This is a genomic window from Neptuniibacter sp. QD34_54, from assembly GCF_047778055.1.
GTDB lineage: Bacteria > Pseudomonadota > Gammaproteobacteria > Pseudomonadales > Balneatricaceae > Neptuniibacter.
Window position 1 is genome coordinate 2,853,845 of record NZ_CP180546.1, and the last position, 15,340, is coordinate 2,869,184.

At 44.3% G+C, this 15,340-nt stretch carries 13 protein-coding genes; 5 read left to right on the forward strand and 8 right to left on the reverse strand.

From position 1 onward, the window contains the following. Positions 1-172 precede the first annotated feature (172 nt). Together ACMXYP_RS12980 and ACMXYP_RS12985 are read right to left on the reverse strand one after the other, a co-directional pair. Positions 173-2,620, reverse strand: coding sequence for a putative bifunctional diguanylate cyclase/phosphodiesterase (locus ACMXYP_RS12980; protein WP_415882060.1), 2,448 nt, complete (start codon positions 2,618-2,620; stop codon positions 173-175). Positions 2,621-2,821: 201 nt separating this feature from the next. Next, positions 2,822-3,652, reverse strand: coding sequence for a hypothetical protein (locus ACMXYP_RS12985; protein WP_415882061.1), 831 nt, complete (start codon positions 3,650-3,652; stop codon positions 2,822-2,824). Between the two features lie 194 nt (positions 3,653-3,846). Here ACMXYP_RS12985 and ACMXYP_RS12990 point away from each other — a divergent pair, with 194 nt between their 5' ends. From ACMXYP_RS12990 to ansA, 3 genes are read left to right on the forward strand one after another with little or no spacing between them, the layout of a single operon-like run. Further along, positions 3,847-5,490, forward strand: a complete 1,644-nt coding sequence (locus tag ACMXYP_RS12990) for a FecR domain-containing protein (RefSeq protein WP_415882062.1) — start codon at positions 3,847-3,849, stop codon at positions 5,488-5,490. Next, entirely contained in the window at positions 5,487-7,955 is a 2,469-nt protein-coding gene (locus ACMXYP_RS12995; RefSeq protein WP_415882063.1) for an EAL domain-containing protein, read from the forward strand. The genes ACMXYP_RS12990 and ACMXYP_RS12995 overlap by 4 nt, the downstream gene beginning before the upstream one ends. Before the next feature lie 60 nt (positions 7,956-8,015). Further along, entirely contained in the window at positions 8,016-9,032 is a 1,017-nt protein-coding gene (ansA, locus tag ACMXYP_RS13000) for an asparaginase (RefSeq protein ID WP_415882064.1), read from the forward strand. A 3-nt stretch (positions 9,033-9,035) separates the two neighbouring features. On the opposite strand, the gene ACMXYP_RS13005 is transcribed toward ansA, so the two are convergent. Both ACMXYP_RS13005 and ACMXYP_RS13010 read right to left on the reverse strand, forming a co-directional pair. Beyond that, entirely contained in the window at positions 9,036-9,440 is a 405-nt protein-coding gene (locus ACMXYP_RS13005) for a phnA protein (RefSeq protein WP_415882065.1), read from the reverse strand. A gap of 190 nt (positions 9,441-9,630) precedes the next feature. Next, on the reverse strand, positions 9,631-10,104 hold the full coding sequence (locus ACMXYP_RS13010; protein WP_415882066.1) for a hypothetical protein: 474 nt from the start codon (positions 10,102-10,104) through the stop codon (positions 9,631-9,633). Between the two features lie 169 nt (positions 10,105-10,273). Here ACMXYP_RS13010 and purT point away from each other — a divergent pair, with 169 nt between their 5' ends. Beyond that, positions 10,274-11,455 carry a formate-dependent phosphoribosylglycinamide formyltransferase gene (gene purT / locus ACMXYP_RS13015; protein WP_415882067.1) on the forward strand — a complete coding sequence of 394 codons (1,182 nt, stop codon included), beginning with the start codon at positions 10,274-10,276 and terminating at the stop codon, positions 11,453-11,455. 114 nt (positions 11,456-11,569) lie between these two features. Next, the gene (locus ACMXYP_RS13020; protein ID WP_415882068.1) at positions 11,570-11,770 is read left to right on the forward strand and encodes a transcriptional regulator; all 201 of its coding nucleotides are present in this window, start codon (positions 11,570-11,572) and stop codon (positions 11,768-11,770) included. A 15-nt stretch (positions 11,771-11,785) separates the two neighbouring features. On the opposite strand, the gene ACMXYP_RS13025 is transcribed toward ACMXYP_RS13020, so the two are convergent. The 4 genes from ACMXYP_RS13025 to ACMXYP_RS13040 all read right to left on the reverse strand — a co-directional run bounded on the left by ACMXYP_RS13025 (position 11,786) and on the right by ACMXYP_RS13040 (position 15,336). Then, positions 11,786-12,718, reverse strand: coding sequence for a nucleoside recognition family protein (locus ACMXYP_RS13025; RefSeq protein WP_415882069.1), 933 nt, complete (start codon positions 12,716-12,718; stop codon positions 11,786-11,788). Between the two features lie 103 nt (positions 12,719-12,821). Beyond that, positions 12,822-13,367 carry a DUF3299 domain-containing protein gene (locus ACMXYP_RS13030; protein WP_415882070.1) on the reverse strand — a complete coding sequence of 182 codons (546 nt, stop codon included), beginning with the start codon at positions 13,365-13,367 and terminating at the stop codon, positions 12,822-12,824. 11 nt (positions 13,368-13,378) lie between these two features. After that, the gene (locus tag ACMXYP_RS13035) at positions 13,379-14,638 is read right to left on the reverse strand and encodes an ABC transporter permease (protein WP_415882071.1); all 1,260 of its coding nucleotides are present in this window, start codon (positions 14,636-14,638) and stop codon (positions 13,379-13,381) included. Further along, positions 14,635-15,336: an ABC transporter ATP-binding protein gene (locus ACMXYP_RS13040; RefSeq protein ID WP_415882072.1), complete on the reverse strand. Its 702-nt coding sequence runs from the start codon at positions 15,334-15,336 to the stop codon at positions 14,635-14,637. Before ACMXYP_RS13040 ends, ACMXYP_RS13035 begins: the two co-directional genes overlap by 4 nt. Between the last annotated feature and the right edge of the window lie 4 nt (positions 15,337-15,340).

Here is a 15,340-nt window from a genome sequence, read left to right on the forward strand (position 1 = left end):
GCAATACAATACAAAAAATAGCAGGCTAATAGCCGCTATCACTTTGCTCTGTTTACTCATGGGGTAAGCTGTTTGCATTGAATTATCCAGTCTCAATTTGGAGCCACTCTAACGTAAAAACGAGGGTCATTCTATAGAGGTCTTTATACCAATAAAGTTCCAAGCCAAGGTCTTAACTTTCAACCGAGTCTTTTAAATAAGAGCCACAAAGACTATTTGGAGGCTGCGGCCTCTCAATATAGAACCCTTGAAAAACATGGCAGCCAACTTTATTTGCCATGATTAACTGTTCTTTTGTTTCCACGCCTTCCGCAATAACGCGGAGGTTATAAGCTTTAGCTATATTGATCACAGCTTCGACAATACATTGACTTTTGCTGTTTTCTCCCAGCTCCTGCACAAAGGATCGATCGATCTTCACTATATCAATTGGTAGATCTTTTAGATAACTCAATGATGAGTACCCTGTACCAAAATCATCTAGGGCTATCTTGATACCTAAATCTCTAATTTTTTGTAAGCGGCTAACGGCAAACTCAATATTCTCTACAGCTACCGTTTCCGTAATCTCTAAACAGATATTTTTAACATCTGCGCCAGCCTGTGTAATTGCCTCTTTTAATGCAGGAATCATATCTGCCTGATAGAACTGTAGTGGACTGATATTGATCGATAAGTACCAACCTTCTCGCCAAAAACCGCTTTTCTTCCACTCCACAATCTGTCTTGAGCATTCACCTATCAGCCAATTACTCACCGGAACGATCATGCCACTGACTTCCAAACTAGGAATAAACTCTATCGGTGGAACTAAGCCACGTTCGGGGTGCTGCCAACGAATCAATGCCTCGAAGCCAAATACCTCACCGCTTACATCAACCAAAGGCTGGTAATGAACACAAAACTCTTCTCGTTCTAGTGCCGAATGTAATTGGCTCTCCATATTCTGCTGTTTTTCAACAGCCGCGGTCATATTATGGTGATAAAACGCGTATCCATTACGGCCACTCTCCTTTGCATGATACATAGCGGTATCTGCAAAGCGCATCAGATCATCAATCCCTTTATCGGCCAGAGGATAAAGCACAATGCCTATACTCGCACCGATACGCAGCTGATGCTGTTTAACCTCTATAGGCTCAGCAAGCAGCTCTAACAGTTTTTCACAGACATGTTCGATGTCTTTAGTCACTTCATCTTCGTTGCCATCAAAGGACTGCAACAGGATGACAAATTCATCGCCACCTAACCGCGCCACCGTATCGCTGGCACGAACCTGTTTAGTCAGAATATCCGCCACCTTTTTCAGTAGCTGATCCCCGACGCTGTGCCCTAAAGAGTCATTAATCGTTTTGAAGTGGTCTAAATCTATAAACAAGAGACCGTTACATTTACCATTTCGCTGACTGTTTGCTAGCGAGAGTTCTAAACGGTCATTAAGCAAGGTACGGTTTGGTAAACCAGTTAAACTATCGTGGTTTGCCATGTGACTGATGTGATCCTGAACCATCTTCTGTTCAGAGATATCTGTCGCAGCAAACAACACCACAGGTTCAGAAAAATACTCAAACGGCGCAGCCTGCACAGTGAAGTGCATGGTTTTTCCGCTTTTATGTGTCCAAGTAAAGTCACTGATTTCTGCTTCAGTCTGATGCACTTCGACACATCGACGAATCGACTCGAGTTCGGCAACCTCTTCAATGTAAGGATGCAGTTTCAGGAGTGCATGGCCAGCTATTTCCGTAACAGGTGTCTCATAAAACTCAGCGAATTGACGATTGGCAAACAGAATATCGCCATTTTTATTGATCGCCATGATCAACTGCGGGACCTGATTGATCAATTGGGCTAGGCGAGCTTCACTCTTAGATAAAGCCTGATGACTATCCCTAAGCTCGTGCACTAAGTTATGAACGGTTGAGATAAACTCATTACCTGCATGATTTAACAAACCTAATTCCGTGTCTTTATGGACTTCAGGAACTTGCAGCTTTACCTCTTTGCTAGCATTGAGATCGACACTCGCAAACTGACTGGCTAGCCTTGCTAAAGGTTTAGTTAAAACAACGTGAAAAATAGCGATTAGGCAGATGGCGAGTAATACGTTACGCACTAAGCCAGCAACAAAGATGGTTAAAGCACGCTCAAAGAATGGCTGAAATGCTTGATCTTTATTGACAATTACCTGAAGTTTTCCTGGTGCTATATCAACAAAGCCAGGCGCCTGAAGGTCGAGAGTATAGGTTTTATGAGCGCTGGAGATTTTTTCGGTTAGCCAAAGCGTAGAAGACTTCTTTACAGGATCTGGAACCACCTGCGATGCCAGCACTTCTCCTAATTCATCCGAAATTTTCACCTCGGAAATAAAAGAATATTGCATCAAACCAAATACCACTTCTTTGGCGAGGGTATGGTCTAGTGTATGAACGGCACGCGTAGCTGGCGGCTTACTGGCATTAAGAATTTTATGGATAGTTTTATCAAACTGGCTATCTTGCACATGGAAGTCTTCCAACACTTGCGCAGTCGTCAAAACTAAGCCGATGACAAACGCCATAACGACCGAATATTTAGCCAGCCTAAAAGCTAATCGCTGTTTAACTTTGAAAACTTCTGACATCCAGATTCCACTGTCTTAACTCTTGCCAGTGAACAAACTCCCTTAATTAGCCATTATCAGCTTAAGAGCCCTCACTTCAGCATAGAATAGATATACTGCTTTAACGTCTTTTTTATGTTTTTGACGCACTTCTAAACAAGACTGTATAAGACTCGGATCGCGCTCAAACATCCATGGATGCGTAAGACTTAGGAACAGACTTCAAATTTCAATGTTGTGATTTAGTAACTTCCTAGTTAATGCTTCATCTAACTGTAATAAATCTTCATCCTGGATTTCAATACAAGCACAATTATTTGCTTTTAGAAGCTCTTTTTTACGCATCTTAGCAGATAGCTCAGTAGCTGTTACCTGATCTCCCCAATATTCGACATAAAGATGATGCTGAGGCAGGTAAAAATCAGCATAAAGCTTCTCAGGGAACGGTAGACGGCGCTTATAAGCATGTGCTAATCCAGAGAAATATAGCCAATTATCAATTAAACGCTCGGCTTCATTTGCAACTTGATGACCATCACAACAGCGAAGCTCTATATCATTTAAACCCGTCTGAACTTCTTCGACCCAATCGATCAACACTTCATGATCTAGAGTTGAATCAGACCATAAAACATAAGGTACACCCGTGGATCTGTTTTCCCGTTGATGAGCACCATTTTTTTCACCTAACGAAGTTACTTGCCAACCTTTTTTATTAGCGCGAATCCAAGCCATCTCTTGAAGAACCTGCTCCATGGCAATACGACTCAGTGAAAAGTGCTTACTTAATTGGGAGAGGCTGAGTAAACCAGCATCGGGACTGGATAACGCTTTATGCTCCGCAACCTCCCTTGGCCATATAATGTATCGACCAAATTTCTGACTTTCTCGGTACTTACCACCTTCAAACTCACCCTTAGTCGTTAGTTTCCACGCCTCATTTTGACGCTCAATCCATCCTAAGGTTTCTAACTCAGCAAACATCTGCTTCGTTGTTTTCTTGAGTGCCTTAGCTAAGGCGGAAGTCGATAAAGTTGCAGGTATTTCAGACATTCGATTATCCAGACCAATTTTAGGCGGCTAACATGTTTAAAACATTATGACAGTAAAAGCACTCTAAAATCGCTTTATAACTTATACTTTTCAATAAGCTAACGGGATGTAACCCAAATTTAATCCCTGACTAAATTAAATTCTGTTCTAATCTAGATCAGAGTTTGCGATGAAATAATCAAAGGATACTGATTATGGCTACCAATTCCCCTACCCAATTATTCCGTACCTTAGCAATGTCATGCATTTTACTGGTAGCGCCTAATGCTATGGCCCAAGAGTGGGTTTATTCAGTGGTAGAAGGGGACACTCTGTCAGAATTTAGCCAAAAACATCTCTACAAAACCTCCTATTGGAAGCAGCTCCAGAAAATTAACAATATTGCTGACCCTAAACGCATTCCCGAAAACACCAAACTTAGGGTCCCTCTTGCTTGGATTAAGTCTCAACCGGCCTCCGCCGTTGCTACTGCCATTGAAGGAGATGCCAAAATAATCAAGCACGCTGATAACAGCCAAGAAATACTTACGCTCAAATCAAAGTTTAACTTAGGCGATCAGCTTCATACGGGCAACCAAGCGAGTGTTATTGTCCGTTTCGCAGATGGTAGTGAGATGCTGGTGTTACAAAACTCACAAGTTAGCTTTAATCACCTACGCCAATACGGTGAAACAGGTATGGTCGATTCTCGAGTGCAACTGATCTCGGGGGAAATCGACACCGTGGCACAGCCACAAAGAGGTGATGGTGCTCGTTTAGAGATCCATACCCCTGCAGCCATTTCAGCCGTCAGAGGCACTGAGTTCCGTACAGCCTATTCAGCGGATAACAATACGGCACGTATCGAAGTGCTTGAGGGCGGAGTTGCTGTAAAAGGCGCTAAAAGAACACGTTTAGTCCGATCAGGCTTCGGCACAACCGTTGAAAAGAATAAAGCGCCAATGGTGCCGAAGAAGCTACAACCCGCACCAACGCTGCTAGAACTCCCCGAGGAAATACAGCAAATTGGTTATGAAGTTCGCTGGAATGAAAATTCAAAAGCAGCCAACTATCGAGCTCAAATCTCAAAATTTGACCAGATGACAACGATTTTATGGGATAGCCACAGTCCTCGTAACCGTATCAATCTGCCAGACCTCGCAGACAATACTTATTACCTGCAAGTTAGAGCCATCGATCATGATGGCATTGAAGGCTTCGCTACCAATCAAGCAATCATTCTGAATGCACGTCCACAACCACCATTCCCTATGGCGCCAGCGAACAAAGCAACGCTTAGAGGTCAAACGCCTTTATTAGAATGGACCCGTTCCAGTGATGCCGATAACTATGTAGTAGAGATAGCAACAGACGCTAACTTCCAAAATATTGTTACATCTGATTCAGGCCTAACCACACCCAACCTAAACCTGACAGGCTTGGCCGAATCAAAAACCTATTTTTGGCGTTTGGCGAGCGTTGATAGTAAAGGCGAACAAGGCCCGTACAGCGATACCCGGGTATTTGATGTTAAGCCTATACCGGCAACCCCTCAGCCAGAGTTAGAACAAGATGAGCAAGAAGTAAAACTGTCATGGGCATCCAGCAAATATGAACAAACATATCAGGTGCAAATTGCCCGCGATCGTAAATTTGCAACTATCCTTACAGATACAACCGTGGCAGAACCTGAAATAGCTATTCCTCGGCCCGAAGGTTATCGCTACATCCGAGTAAGAGCATTGGCCGATGATGGCTATGCAGGTGCCTGGGGTGTAACTCAGGAGCTTACCCCTCCTCCGAGTGATAGTTGGGTTTATGTATTTGGATCATTTGTATTGACCATCTTGCTGTTATGATTAAACGCCGATTACAACAATTGATCATTCTGGGATTACTCTTTCTCAGTATTGTGATCGGCTATAATAGCTCCCTACTGCAACGCATTGACCTTATTGCTTACGACACCCTGATATCTCAGGAATCGAATAATCCTCCTGAAAATATCGCAATCATTGCAATTGATGACGCGAGCTTATCGCAATTAGGACGCTGGCCTTGGAGTCGCAGTATCCACGCTGATATGCTTGCACAACTTACAGAAGCTAATACCTCAGCCGTTGCCTTTGATATTCTCTTTTCTGAAACAGACAGTCCAGAAGCCGATCAGGACTTTGCCCGAGCAATCGCCCAACATGGCCGCGTAATTTTAGCTATGGCGCCTGAAAAAACAGACAACCCTGAAGGGATAAAAGAGCTATTACCTATACCGACTTTAGCCGCGCCCAGTGATGGTATTGGTCATGTAGACACCGAAATAGATTTGGATGGAATTAGTCGAAGAGTTTATCTTTATGCGGGCTTAGGCGATCCTCATTGGCCAACTCTGGGTCTAGCGCTCTACCAAAGCTCCCAAGAGGCACAAACCAATCTCCCTTTTAAAAAATCTGCGTCCCCGTCGGGCTTAGGCTGGCTTCGCCAGATCCCCTTTTTGATTCCATTTTATGGCCCCCCTGGAACTATCCAGCGCTACTCATATATCGATGTGTTTAACGGTACAGTAGCTCTAGAGGAGCTAGCAAACAAAACACTGTTAGTTGGAGCCACTGCATCAGGTATGGGTGATTCGCTTAGCACACCAGTCTCAGGACAACATCAGCGAATGCCGGGCGTTGAATTAAATGCCAATATTGCAGCGGCTCTAATGGATAGACGATTTTTATTTGAACTCACACCTACTGTCAATCTACTTATAACGCTGGGACTTGCACTTACTGTTTTACCTTTTATGCATCTATTGCCGCGACGTTATTACCCACTAAGCATACTCTTTGCCATTGCAGTAACCATTGGCCTAACCATCACCTTATTTAATGAGCTAAAGCTATGGTTTGCACCTACCAATGCGCTAGCTCTACAAATTTTATTCTTTATTCTTCTTAGCTGGAAACGCTATAACGCCTCACAGCGACAGATCACAAAGCTAAACAAAGAAGTATATCAACAGCTGAATTTTGATCCGATTACTCACCTACCTAATCGCGAGATGATAAAAAGCCAGCTTGATACTGCGATCGCTGAAGCGCAAGAAGCTGAAATCATTGCTTTTCTAGTTATACAACTGAGCGGTATTAAAGAGGTAAATAACCGACTGAGTATCTCGGCAGGTGATAGCGCACTAAATATAGCAGCTCAGCAAATAAAAACCGCTGTAGGTTTCCATTACCCTGTGGCGCGCTTAGGTGGGATCGAGTTTGCAGTGATGTTGCCAAAGCAGGCTGATCAAAGTACTGCAGAGCAAATTGGCCGCCGATTACTACAGCTACTTCGCCTGCCCTTTCAACTGCAAGATCAACATTTCTTCTTTAAACCGTCTATCGGCATCAGTCTGTATTCCCAAGATGGCAACGAATGCGACACTCTAATCAATAACGCCTATACAGCTATGCAGAAAGCAAAATCAAACCCTAAACGGGAACTCTGTTTTTATTCCACCAGCCTGAAACAACAAATCCTTGATGAGTCGTCGTTAGTTGCCGATCTCCATCAGGCTTTAAGTCAGGATCAATTTGAAGTTTATTACCAACCTCAAGTGTTAAGCTTAACCGGACAAGTTATCGGCCTAGAAGCCTTATTACGTTGGAATCACCCAAGGCGTGGACCTATATCCCCAGCAGTATTTATCCCAATCGCTGAGAAAAGCGGATTGATCATCGACATTGGTGAATGGGTTATGGAAACCGCCTGCCACCAAGCAGCCGCATGGAATTGGCAAAATGACAAGCCGATACGTATCGCCGTCAATTTGTCGGCTGTGCAGTTCCGTGACGAAAAACTTATCGAAAAAATTGAGCGTATACTGCAACAGACTCAACTATCTCCACAGCTACTTGAAGTCGAGTTAACAGAAACAGCCTTAATGGAAGACCATCAAGAAACTATCTCTACGCTTAACCATTTAAAAGAGATGGGCGTACAGATTGCTATAGATGACTTCGGTACGGGCTACTCCTCCTTAAGCTATTTGAAACAGTTTCCTTTGGATCGCATCAAAATCGATCAAAGCTTTGTCCGCGATTTGGATAAAAATGCGGAAAGCGCAGAGATAACCCAAGCGATTATCACAATGGCACGCAGCCTCAAACTCCAGATCATTGCTGAAGGTGTCGAAACTCAACAACAACGAGGTTTCCTGCTCACGCAAACCTGTGATGAGCTACAAGGATTTTACTTTAGTAAACCGCTTCCTTCTCGCGATATCTCCAAATTAATCAACCAATCTCGCTATCTCACCCCTAATGATCGAAGCCAAAAATCCGATTGAACCGCTTTTAATCTTCCACCGTTCAACGTATATATAACGGGTTAATTCTGGAGATTGGAAATGAGTCAAAACGTTCTACTCATCTATACTGGCGGCACCATCGGCATGCAAGCCTCTGATAAAGGCTATGTCCCTATGAGTGGATTTGAAGATGTCATTCGCAGCAGACTAGCACACTCTCACCATTCAGCCCTGCCTGATTTTGAGATGATTGAACTAAACCCGCTCATCGATAGCGCTAACCTTGAACCATCACACTGGAGCAAGATCGCTGATTTGGTTATCCAACACTATGAAAAATATGATGGTTTTATCGTCCTGCATGGCACTGACACCATGGCTTACAGTGCCTCTATGCTGTCATTTATACTTCAGGGGTTAAACAAGCCTGTGATCTTTACAGGTTCGCAAATCCCTCTGTCTGAATTACGTAATGATGCGCTAGATAATCTAATCACATCGATGATTTTGGCGGCATTTCATCCCATTAATGAAGTTTGCATCTACTTTAGCGGAAGACTTTTACGCGGAAACCGCGCTAGTAAAGTGAAAGCTACCGGGCTAGATGCGTTCGATAGCCCTAATTTTCCTTGGCTTGGTCAGATCGGTTTGCATATTGAGTTGCACAACAGGCTCTTTTTTCCTACAGAGAAAGAGAATTTCATCTCGCCACCGTTTGATCCTAAAGCGGTGTCTATCTTGCCGATCTATCCCGGTATCTGTGGACAACTAGCATCTAGCCTTCTCGAAAGTGAAGGATTAAAAGCAATTATCCTTAGAAGCTACGGCGTTGGTAATCTACCCGATAGCAACAAAGCGTTATTGAGCGCTTTGCATAAAGCTCACGAAAATGGGATTGTTATCGTTAATATCAGCCAGTGCTTACAAGCGGATATTCTCCAAGGACAATATGCCTGCAGCGAAGCTTTAAATGAGATCGGTGTTATTTCTGGAGGAGAGATGACCCTAGAAGCAGCCTTCTGCAAGCTTCATTATCTGTTAGCAAACAAGTTATCTGTGGAAGATATTCGGAAACAATTCCCTAACAGTCTGTGTGGCGAAATAGATACTGATTAGCAATTAGGGGATATCAATTTCCTCTAACCATGTTTGTTCATCAGGCTCTAAATATACCTGCTCAAGCAGCTCAACTGCCCAACGTTCCTGCTGAGCAATGTTTTGCAACATAGCAATCGCCATCACTTTTACAGCAGGCACAGGGCTCCAAATAGAACTGTTAAGGCAGCGCCAGTGATTATTATCACGTATTTTAGGGCGCTCAATCTGTTGCGTGCAAACATCACAAATCATGATGCAATGTTCAAAGTTCGGCTCCGTCAAAATAGGCGGCACCTCAAATATGCCTAATTTCACGCCTTGCGCATTACATAACTCACAATGAGAACTACAACGGCGCACCAGATCTTTGCCAAATAACGATAAACCGTGATGTCTCTCCTGATATCGTGCGTGACCTCTGGACATAATACATCTCCTTCTCCTTCCCTATTTAAGAAATAGCATAAACGCTGTTATATGAAAGAAATCTAAAGAAATAATGGCGAGAGTCTCTGAGCCTTAAATAACAAGGGGCGATACCATGAACGGTATCACCCCTTTCTGCCGGATGGATACTCCGACTAATCGGCCTTCTCAGGCAAAAGGTCTATCTATGTCATGCAGCCTGTTGATGATCCCAGTGCAAGTGAATAATCTCGACTAACGCTTTAGGGCAATGCTGCCGTATCAACTTATGAGTTTCCGTCATTCGCTCTGCGGGAATATCCACCATGACTAGCACACCCCCTTGCTGTAAAGCATGCTTATACTTTGCCAACAAATGTACCGGAGTGTCTTCACCAACCAGCTTTCCGAGCCATCCTCCTAAACCTATTCCAAGGATGCTACTTATGACCACTGTGCCACCGCTGACTACTGAGCCAACCGGACCTAGCACTGTGGTTGCCACAAGGCCAGCTGCGAGGCCAAAACTGCCTCCTGCAACCATGCCCCAATCTAGATCATTTTCACGTTCAGTTGTTTCTATGTCGGTCGCGGCGCGCGCTGATATTTTCTCGATTAGAGATGCGTCTTCAGCAATAAAGTGAATAGATTCGTCTTCGATCCCAACCGCCAGAAAGTCAGCCACAACAGAATTTACTTGTGACACCGTAGGGGCGAGAAACACTAGCCTTCTCATGACCCTTAACCCTAAAAACAACACTTTTAGAGTATAGTTTATACCCTTTTTTCTGCTGGTGATTAGCGCGATTTGCACCGTATAATGCTTGAAATTTTTTCACGCAGAGGATTGGACAATGCTGCACATAGGGACCCCTTTATCAACTTCAGCTACCCGTGTATTAATGTGTGGTGGTGGCGAACTAGGTAAAGAAGTTGTCATCGAATTACAGCGTTTGGGAGCGGAGGTTATCGTTGTAGATCGCTACCCAAATGCACCAGGAATGCAGGTAGCTCATCGTAGCCATGTTATCTCCATGCTAGATGGCGAAGCACTTCGTAAAGTGATCGAAGAAGAAAAGCCAGATCTTATCGTTCCAGAGATCGAAGCGATCGCGACAGATACACTGGTTGAGTTAGAAAACGAAGGCTTCAAAGTAGTACCTACGGCCCGTGCAGCTCAACTGACGATGAACCGTGAAGGCATCCGCCGCCTAGCTGCTGAGGAGTTGGATATTCCAACGTCTCCATACCAGTTTGCTGAAACTTACGAAGAGTACAAAGACGCGATCGAAAACGTGGGTATCCCATGTGTTGTAAAACCGATTATGAGCTCTTCAGGTAAAGGCCAAAGCACGATTAAATCAGAAGACGAAGTAGAAGCAGCTTGGCAATATGCTCAAGAAGGCGGTCGTGCTGGTAAAGGTAAAGTGATTGTCGAAGGCTTTGTTGATTTTGATTATGAAATCACGCTTCTGACTGTTCGCCACGACAGCCAAACAAGCTTCTGTGAACCAATTGGTCACGTTCAAGTGGGTGGTGATTACCGCCAGTCTTGGCAACCTCAAGAGATGAGCGACAAAGCACTGGAAGTATCTAAAGATATCGCAGAGAAAGTCACAGCAGCACTTGGCGGTCACGGCATCTTTGGTGTTGAGTTATTCATCAAAGGCGATCACGTTTACTTCAGCGAAGTATCACCTCGCCCACATGACACGGGCATGGTAACGATGATCTCTCAAGATCTATCCGAATTTGCGCTACATGCACGTGCAATTCTAGGTTTGCCAATCCCGAATATTCATTTCCACGGCCCTTCTGCATCCAGTGTTATTTTGGTTGAAGGTGAATCCAAACAAGCACGTTTTGGTAACCTTCAGCAGGTACTTGCAGAGCCTAACACTCAACTACGTTTATTCGGCAAGCCTGAAGTAACAGGTCAACGCCGTATGGGTGTGGTACTAGCGCGTGACAACAGCGTGACAGAAGCTAAAGAGAAAGCGATTCGTGGTTCTACCGCGATGAATGTTGAGCTTTAATAGTTCAAACTTTCCTAATTCAGGCAGATCTTCGTATCTGCCTGAATTTTATGGAACCTTTAGCGTTTCTGGGTAACTAAGTACCACCGCTAAAAACTATTAAGGATAAGCGAAATGGCTGAACCCAAATGTCCAGAATGTAAGGTAGAAGGCATTGAACACATTGTCTCTAAAGACAGTACCGAACAAGCCAAAGACAGCCATGCCTGGTTCCAAGTCGCTTATTGTGACAGCTGCGGACATATCTACGGCGTATTTGCAAAACACACCATTCCAGCAGGCAAGATAGGTCCGCAACTTGTCCTGAACCGCTAAAAAAGTGGACCTGATTTAGAAAATAATCAGGTGCATGATTCCCCTAACTGTCATACCAAATAAACCACCGTATACGGCATATCTAATGACTTGCCCAATACGTTTGCCGGCAGCTGCAAAGATAGCGACACCGAGAACATCAAGTGGGTTGGTTGCAAAACCAGCCATACGGTTTAGCTCATTTACGGTGATTAAGCCCTGATTGACCAAATCGATCGTCACGCCCATAAAGGCCGTGCCACCAGCAATAAACTTAGTCACCAATGGAAGTACTGTGGCCTCAGGTAAACCGATCAAACCCAGCACAGGCGCCAATGCCGAGCTAAGCAAACCAATTGCTCCAGTTACCTTTAAGATATTGACGAAGCAGATCGCTAAAATCAGCATAGGCAGCATATCGAGAACAAGCTTCATCCCCTCTTTACCACCTTCGCCAAGTAGCTGCATAACCGACTTTTTACTGCCTGCATCCGCTGCTATCTCGGTTTCTTGAGTATCTGGATCGGTCAGGTTTCGCGTTAAAAGGTAATAGGTAAAAGCTGCAGCAGATAAGCCCCCCACAACGGAGGTAAGCAAGGTCACACCTAAATCCAAACCAACTGCGCTAAGCGGGAAAGTCGCATTAGCTTGTGACATGGCTAACACCATCGCTAATGTAGCTGCGATATAACGGCGCGAAGTACCGTTTTTATCCATTAAAGTTAAGGTGGCTAAAGGTGCGATAAAGCTGACAAACAGTAGCTTTAACATCGCCAATACACCTAGGCCTGGAATACCAAAGATGCGAGAAACTGGGGCCAACATATTAGAGATCCAGCAAAGTACACCTTTCGCCTCTAATAGCTTCATGAGTGACAACATCACAACCATGATAGGCAGTAGGATATACAACCCCATATCTAAGCCAGAACGGCCAGATTCAAGAATTAGCTCAACAATTTGATCCACGGGGGCAAGGTCTCTAAAAAGTGGTTAGGCCAGGAATTTTACCTAGCCCTTACCCCTTAAACCAGCTATTCCTAATATTTTTTGTCAATTGGTAAGACCAATATTAAAGATCGTAAGGCTCGATCTGGAAAGCTTCCATAATATAACCGGAGGTAGCCATATCATTGCTGACGGTCTCAGTGTTAATACGCCCTGTTACCCAAACGGCATCATAAAGGTTTTCGACATGAGTACCCGGTTCAAAATTGACGTGAATAATTTGGTTCGACGGTGGCGGTGGAACATGGATACAGGCTCCAAAATAAGGCACCAAAAAGAAGGTCGTTACGGTTTGGCCTTCAGATTCTAGAGGCACAACATAACCAGGAATCCTGATCATTTTCCCGTCGACCTCAGGAACGACTGGAGCAGACTGCATTGCAGCCATCATTTGATCCAACATTTCCTGCGCTTTGGGATCAAAGTCATCGATCATGGCCATCTCATCAGTAATGCCCAAAAGCTCATCTAACGAGAAGTCCGCAGGCATTAACTGTTCCCACTCAACCTCTTCTACTTTTTCACCATTTAGCATATTTGCCGCAGCAACATTACTTAACGCCAACAAAATTAGGCTAAATAGCCAAACGGGGAATCGCCCACTGAGCATTACACTCTCCACTAAATTTTAACCGCTACACCATCCGCTAGGGATTGTTTGTACGCTCGATATCCAGGTACAGCACCAACCACTGTGCCAGATACCAATAACACAGCAATGAGCTGCCATTGCCATAAGGTAGGCCCAGTAATACTTAACCAAACACCAAATTCTGTCTGGAGCCAAGGTGCTAATAATAGCAAGTTTAAGTACAACAAGAGCATGCCCAATATAATACTGATCGCTGTAACGAGAAAAGATTCCAAAATTAGTAAAGATAATATTTGCCAGAGACGCGCACCAACCGAACGAAGAATCGCTATCTCCCTGCGTCGCTCATTAAGACTGGCTAACAGCAAGGTCATCAAACCTAGCATGCTGGATATGATCACGAGACCAGACACCACCAGCAATGCTTGTTCGGCCAAAGAGAACATCTGCCATAAGGACTGTAAGGCCAACCCCGGAATAATCGCTTGTAGTGGCTCTTTTGGGTATTGATTGATGGATCGCTGAAGATGGAAAGTAGAAAAACGGGATGTTAGCCCAAGCATAAACGCCGTGATCTGCTTTGGTTGCAACTTGCTTAGTTGCTCTTCCGTATAAGCACCACCCGATCCGGGTATCTGAACCCCCGCTTTCCAATCGATATGAATCGCTTCTATAGCCGCTAAACTCACGTGTAACGTTTGATCGACAGGGGTTCCTGTAGGCTCCAGTATACCTACGACCTTAAAGGGCTTATCATCATGTTCGACCAGAGAAGCGTTACCGCGCCCATGAGCAATCACAACAGAATCGCCTAACTTGTATTGCAGTTTCTTGGCAACATCAGAGCCAATGACGACATCAAACACGCCTTCAAACTCTTTGCCTTGCTCCAAAGCTAAAGGTTGTTTTTTGCCGTAACGAAAGTGCTTAAAGTAATCAGATGAAGTTCCTAATACTGGGTAACCTCGATGGGAATCACCCAATGAAAAAGGAATGCTCCAAGCAACCTTTGAATGACGACCAATCGCCTGATAGCTACTCCACGAGAGATTATTGGTAGCATCGCCTAAGCGGAACACCGAATAGAGCAATAAGTTGATGGAACCACCCTTAGCCCCAACAATCAGGTCGGTACCAGATACAGTGGAGGAGAAACTGCTTTTAGTTTGAGTCCTCAGCGTGTCTACCGCCATAACCAGCATGATACTTACGCTGAGCGACAAGACAGTCAATAGGATAGTACTCTTACGATTAAGTAAGCTCTGCCAAGTTAAACGAAATAAGATCACAACGTGAAGCCCCCATCAGTACTAGGAACTAATCGTTCAACCCTCGAGAAGTACTGCTCTAAGTTTGGATCATGACTTACCATCATCAAGGCAGCCCCAACCGATTCACACTGCTTACATAAAAGCTGCATAAACATATCTCTATGTTCAGTGTCTAAAGCCGAGGTGGGTTCATCCGCAATAATTAGCTCAGGTGAGCCAAGCATCGCCCTAGCCACAGCCACACGTTGCTGCTGACCAGAGGAAAGCGCGAGTACCTTTCGCCCTACAGTAAGGCTATCCCCCAAACCTAATTCCCGCAGAAGATACTCAGCCCCTTTAGTAACACTACCGTATTTTTCTTCGGCTCTCGTTTTGCGAGAAGCAGAGAAATGGCAAGGCAACGCGACATTGTCGATAAGATCAAGATGAGGTAACAGATTAAATTGCTGAAATATAAAGCCGATATGGTCAGCACGAAAACGATCCATCTTCCGAGAAGAAAAGGCACCTACATCTTGCTCTAGTATTTTGATAGAACCAGAAGATGGAGCAATCATACCGCCCAATAGATTGAGCAATGTACTCTTACCACTTCCTGAAGAGCCTTTAATAAAGACACTTTCGGCCTGCTTTAACTCAAAATAAGGAACCGTGATCCCGTGAGTATGACGGTTCCATCTAAAAGTTAAGGCATCAATTTCAACAGCGCTTGGCATTTTG

Coding starts and splice junctions, on each gene's coding strand:
- ACMXYP_RS12980 (WP_415882060.1), bottom strand. CDS start 2,620: ATGTCAGAAGTTTTCAAAGTTAAACAGCGATTAGCTTTTAGGCTGGCT.
- ACMXYP_RS12985 (WP_415882061.1), bottom strand. CDS start 3,652: ATGTCTGAAATACCTGCAACTTTATCGACTTCCGCCTTAGCTAAGGCA.
- ACMXYP_RS12990 (WP_415882062.1), top strand. CDS start 3,847: ATGGCTACCAATTCCCCTACCCAATTATTCCGTACCTTAGCAATGTCA.
- ACMXYP_RS12995 (WP_415882063.1), top strand. CDS start 5,487: ATGATTAAACGCCGATTACAACAATTGATCATTCTGGGATTACTCTTT.
- ansA (WP_415882064.1), top strand. CDS start 8,016: ATGAGTCAAAACGTTCTACTCATCTATACTGGCGGCACCATCGGCATG.
- ACMXYP_RS13005 (WP_415882065.1), bottom strand. CDS start 9,440: ATGTCCAGAGGTCACGCACGATATCAGGAGAGACATCACGGTTTATCG.
- purT (WP_415882067.1), top strand. CDS start 10,274: ATGCTGCACATAGGGACCCCTTTATCAACTTCAGCTACCCGTGTATTA.
- ACMXYP_RS13020 (WP_415882068.1), top strand. CDS start 11,570: ATGGCTGAACCCAAATGTCCAGAATGTAAGGTAGAAGGCATTGAACAC.
- ACMXYP_RS13030 (WP_415882070.1), bottom strand. CDS start 13,367: ATGCTCAGTGGGCGATTCCCCGTTTGGCTATTTAGCCTAATTTTGTTG.
- ACMXYP_RS13040 (WP_415882072.1), bottom strand. CDS start 15,336: ATGCCAAGCGCTGTTGAAATTGATGCCTTAACTTTTAGATGGAACCGT.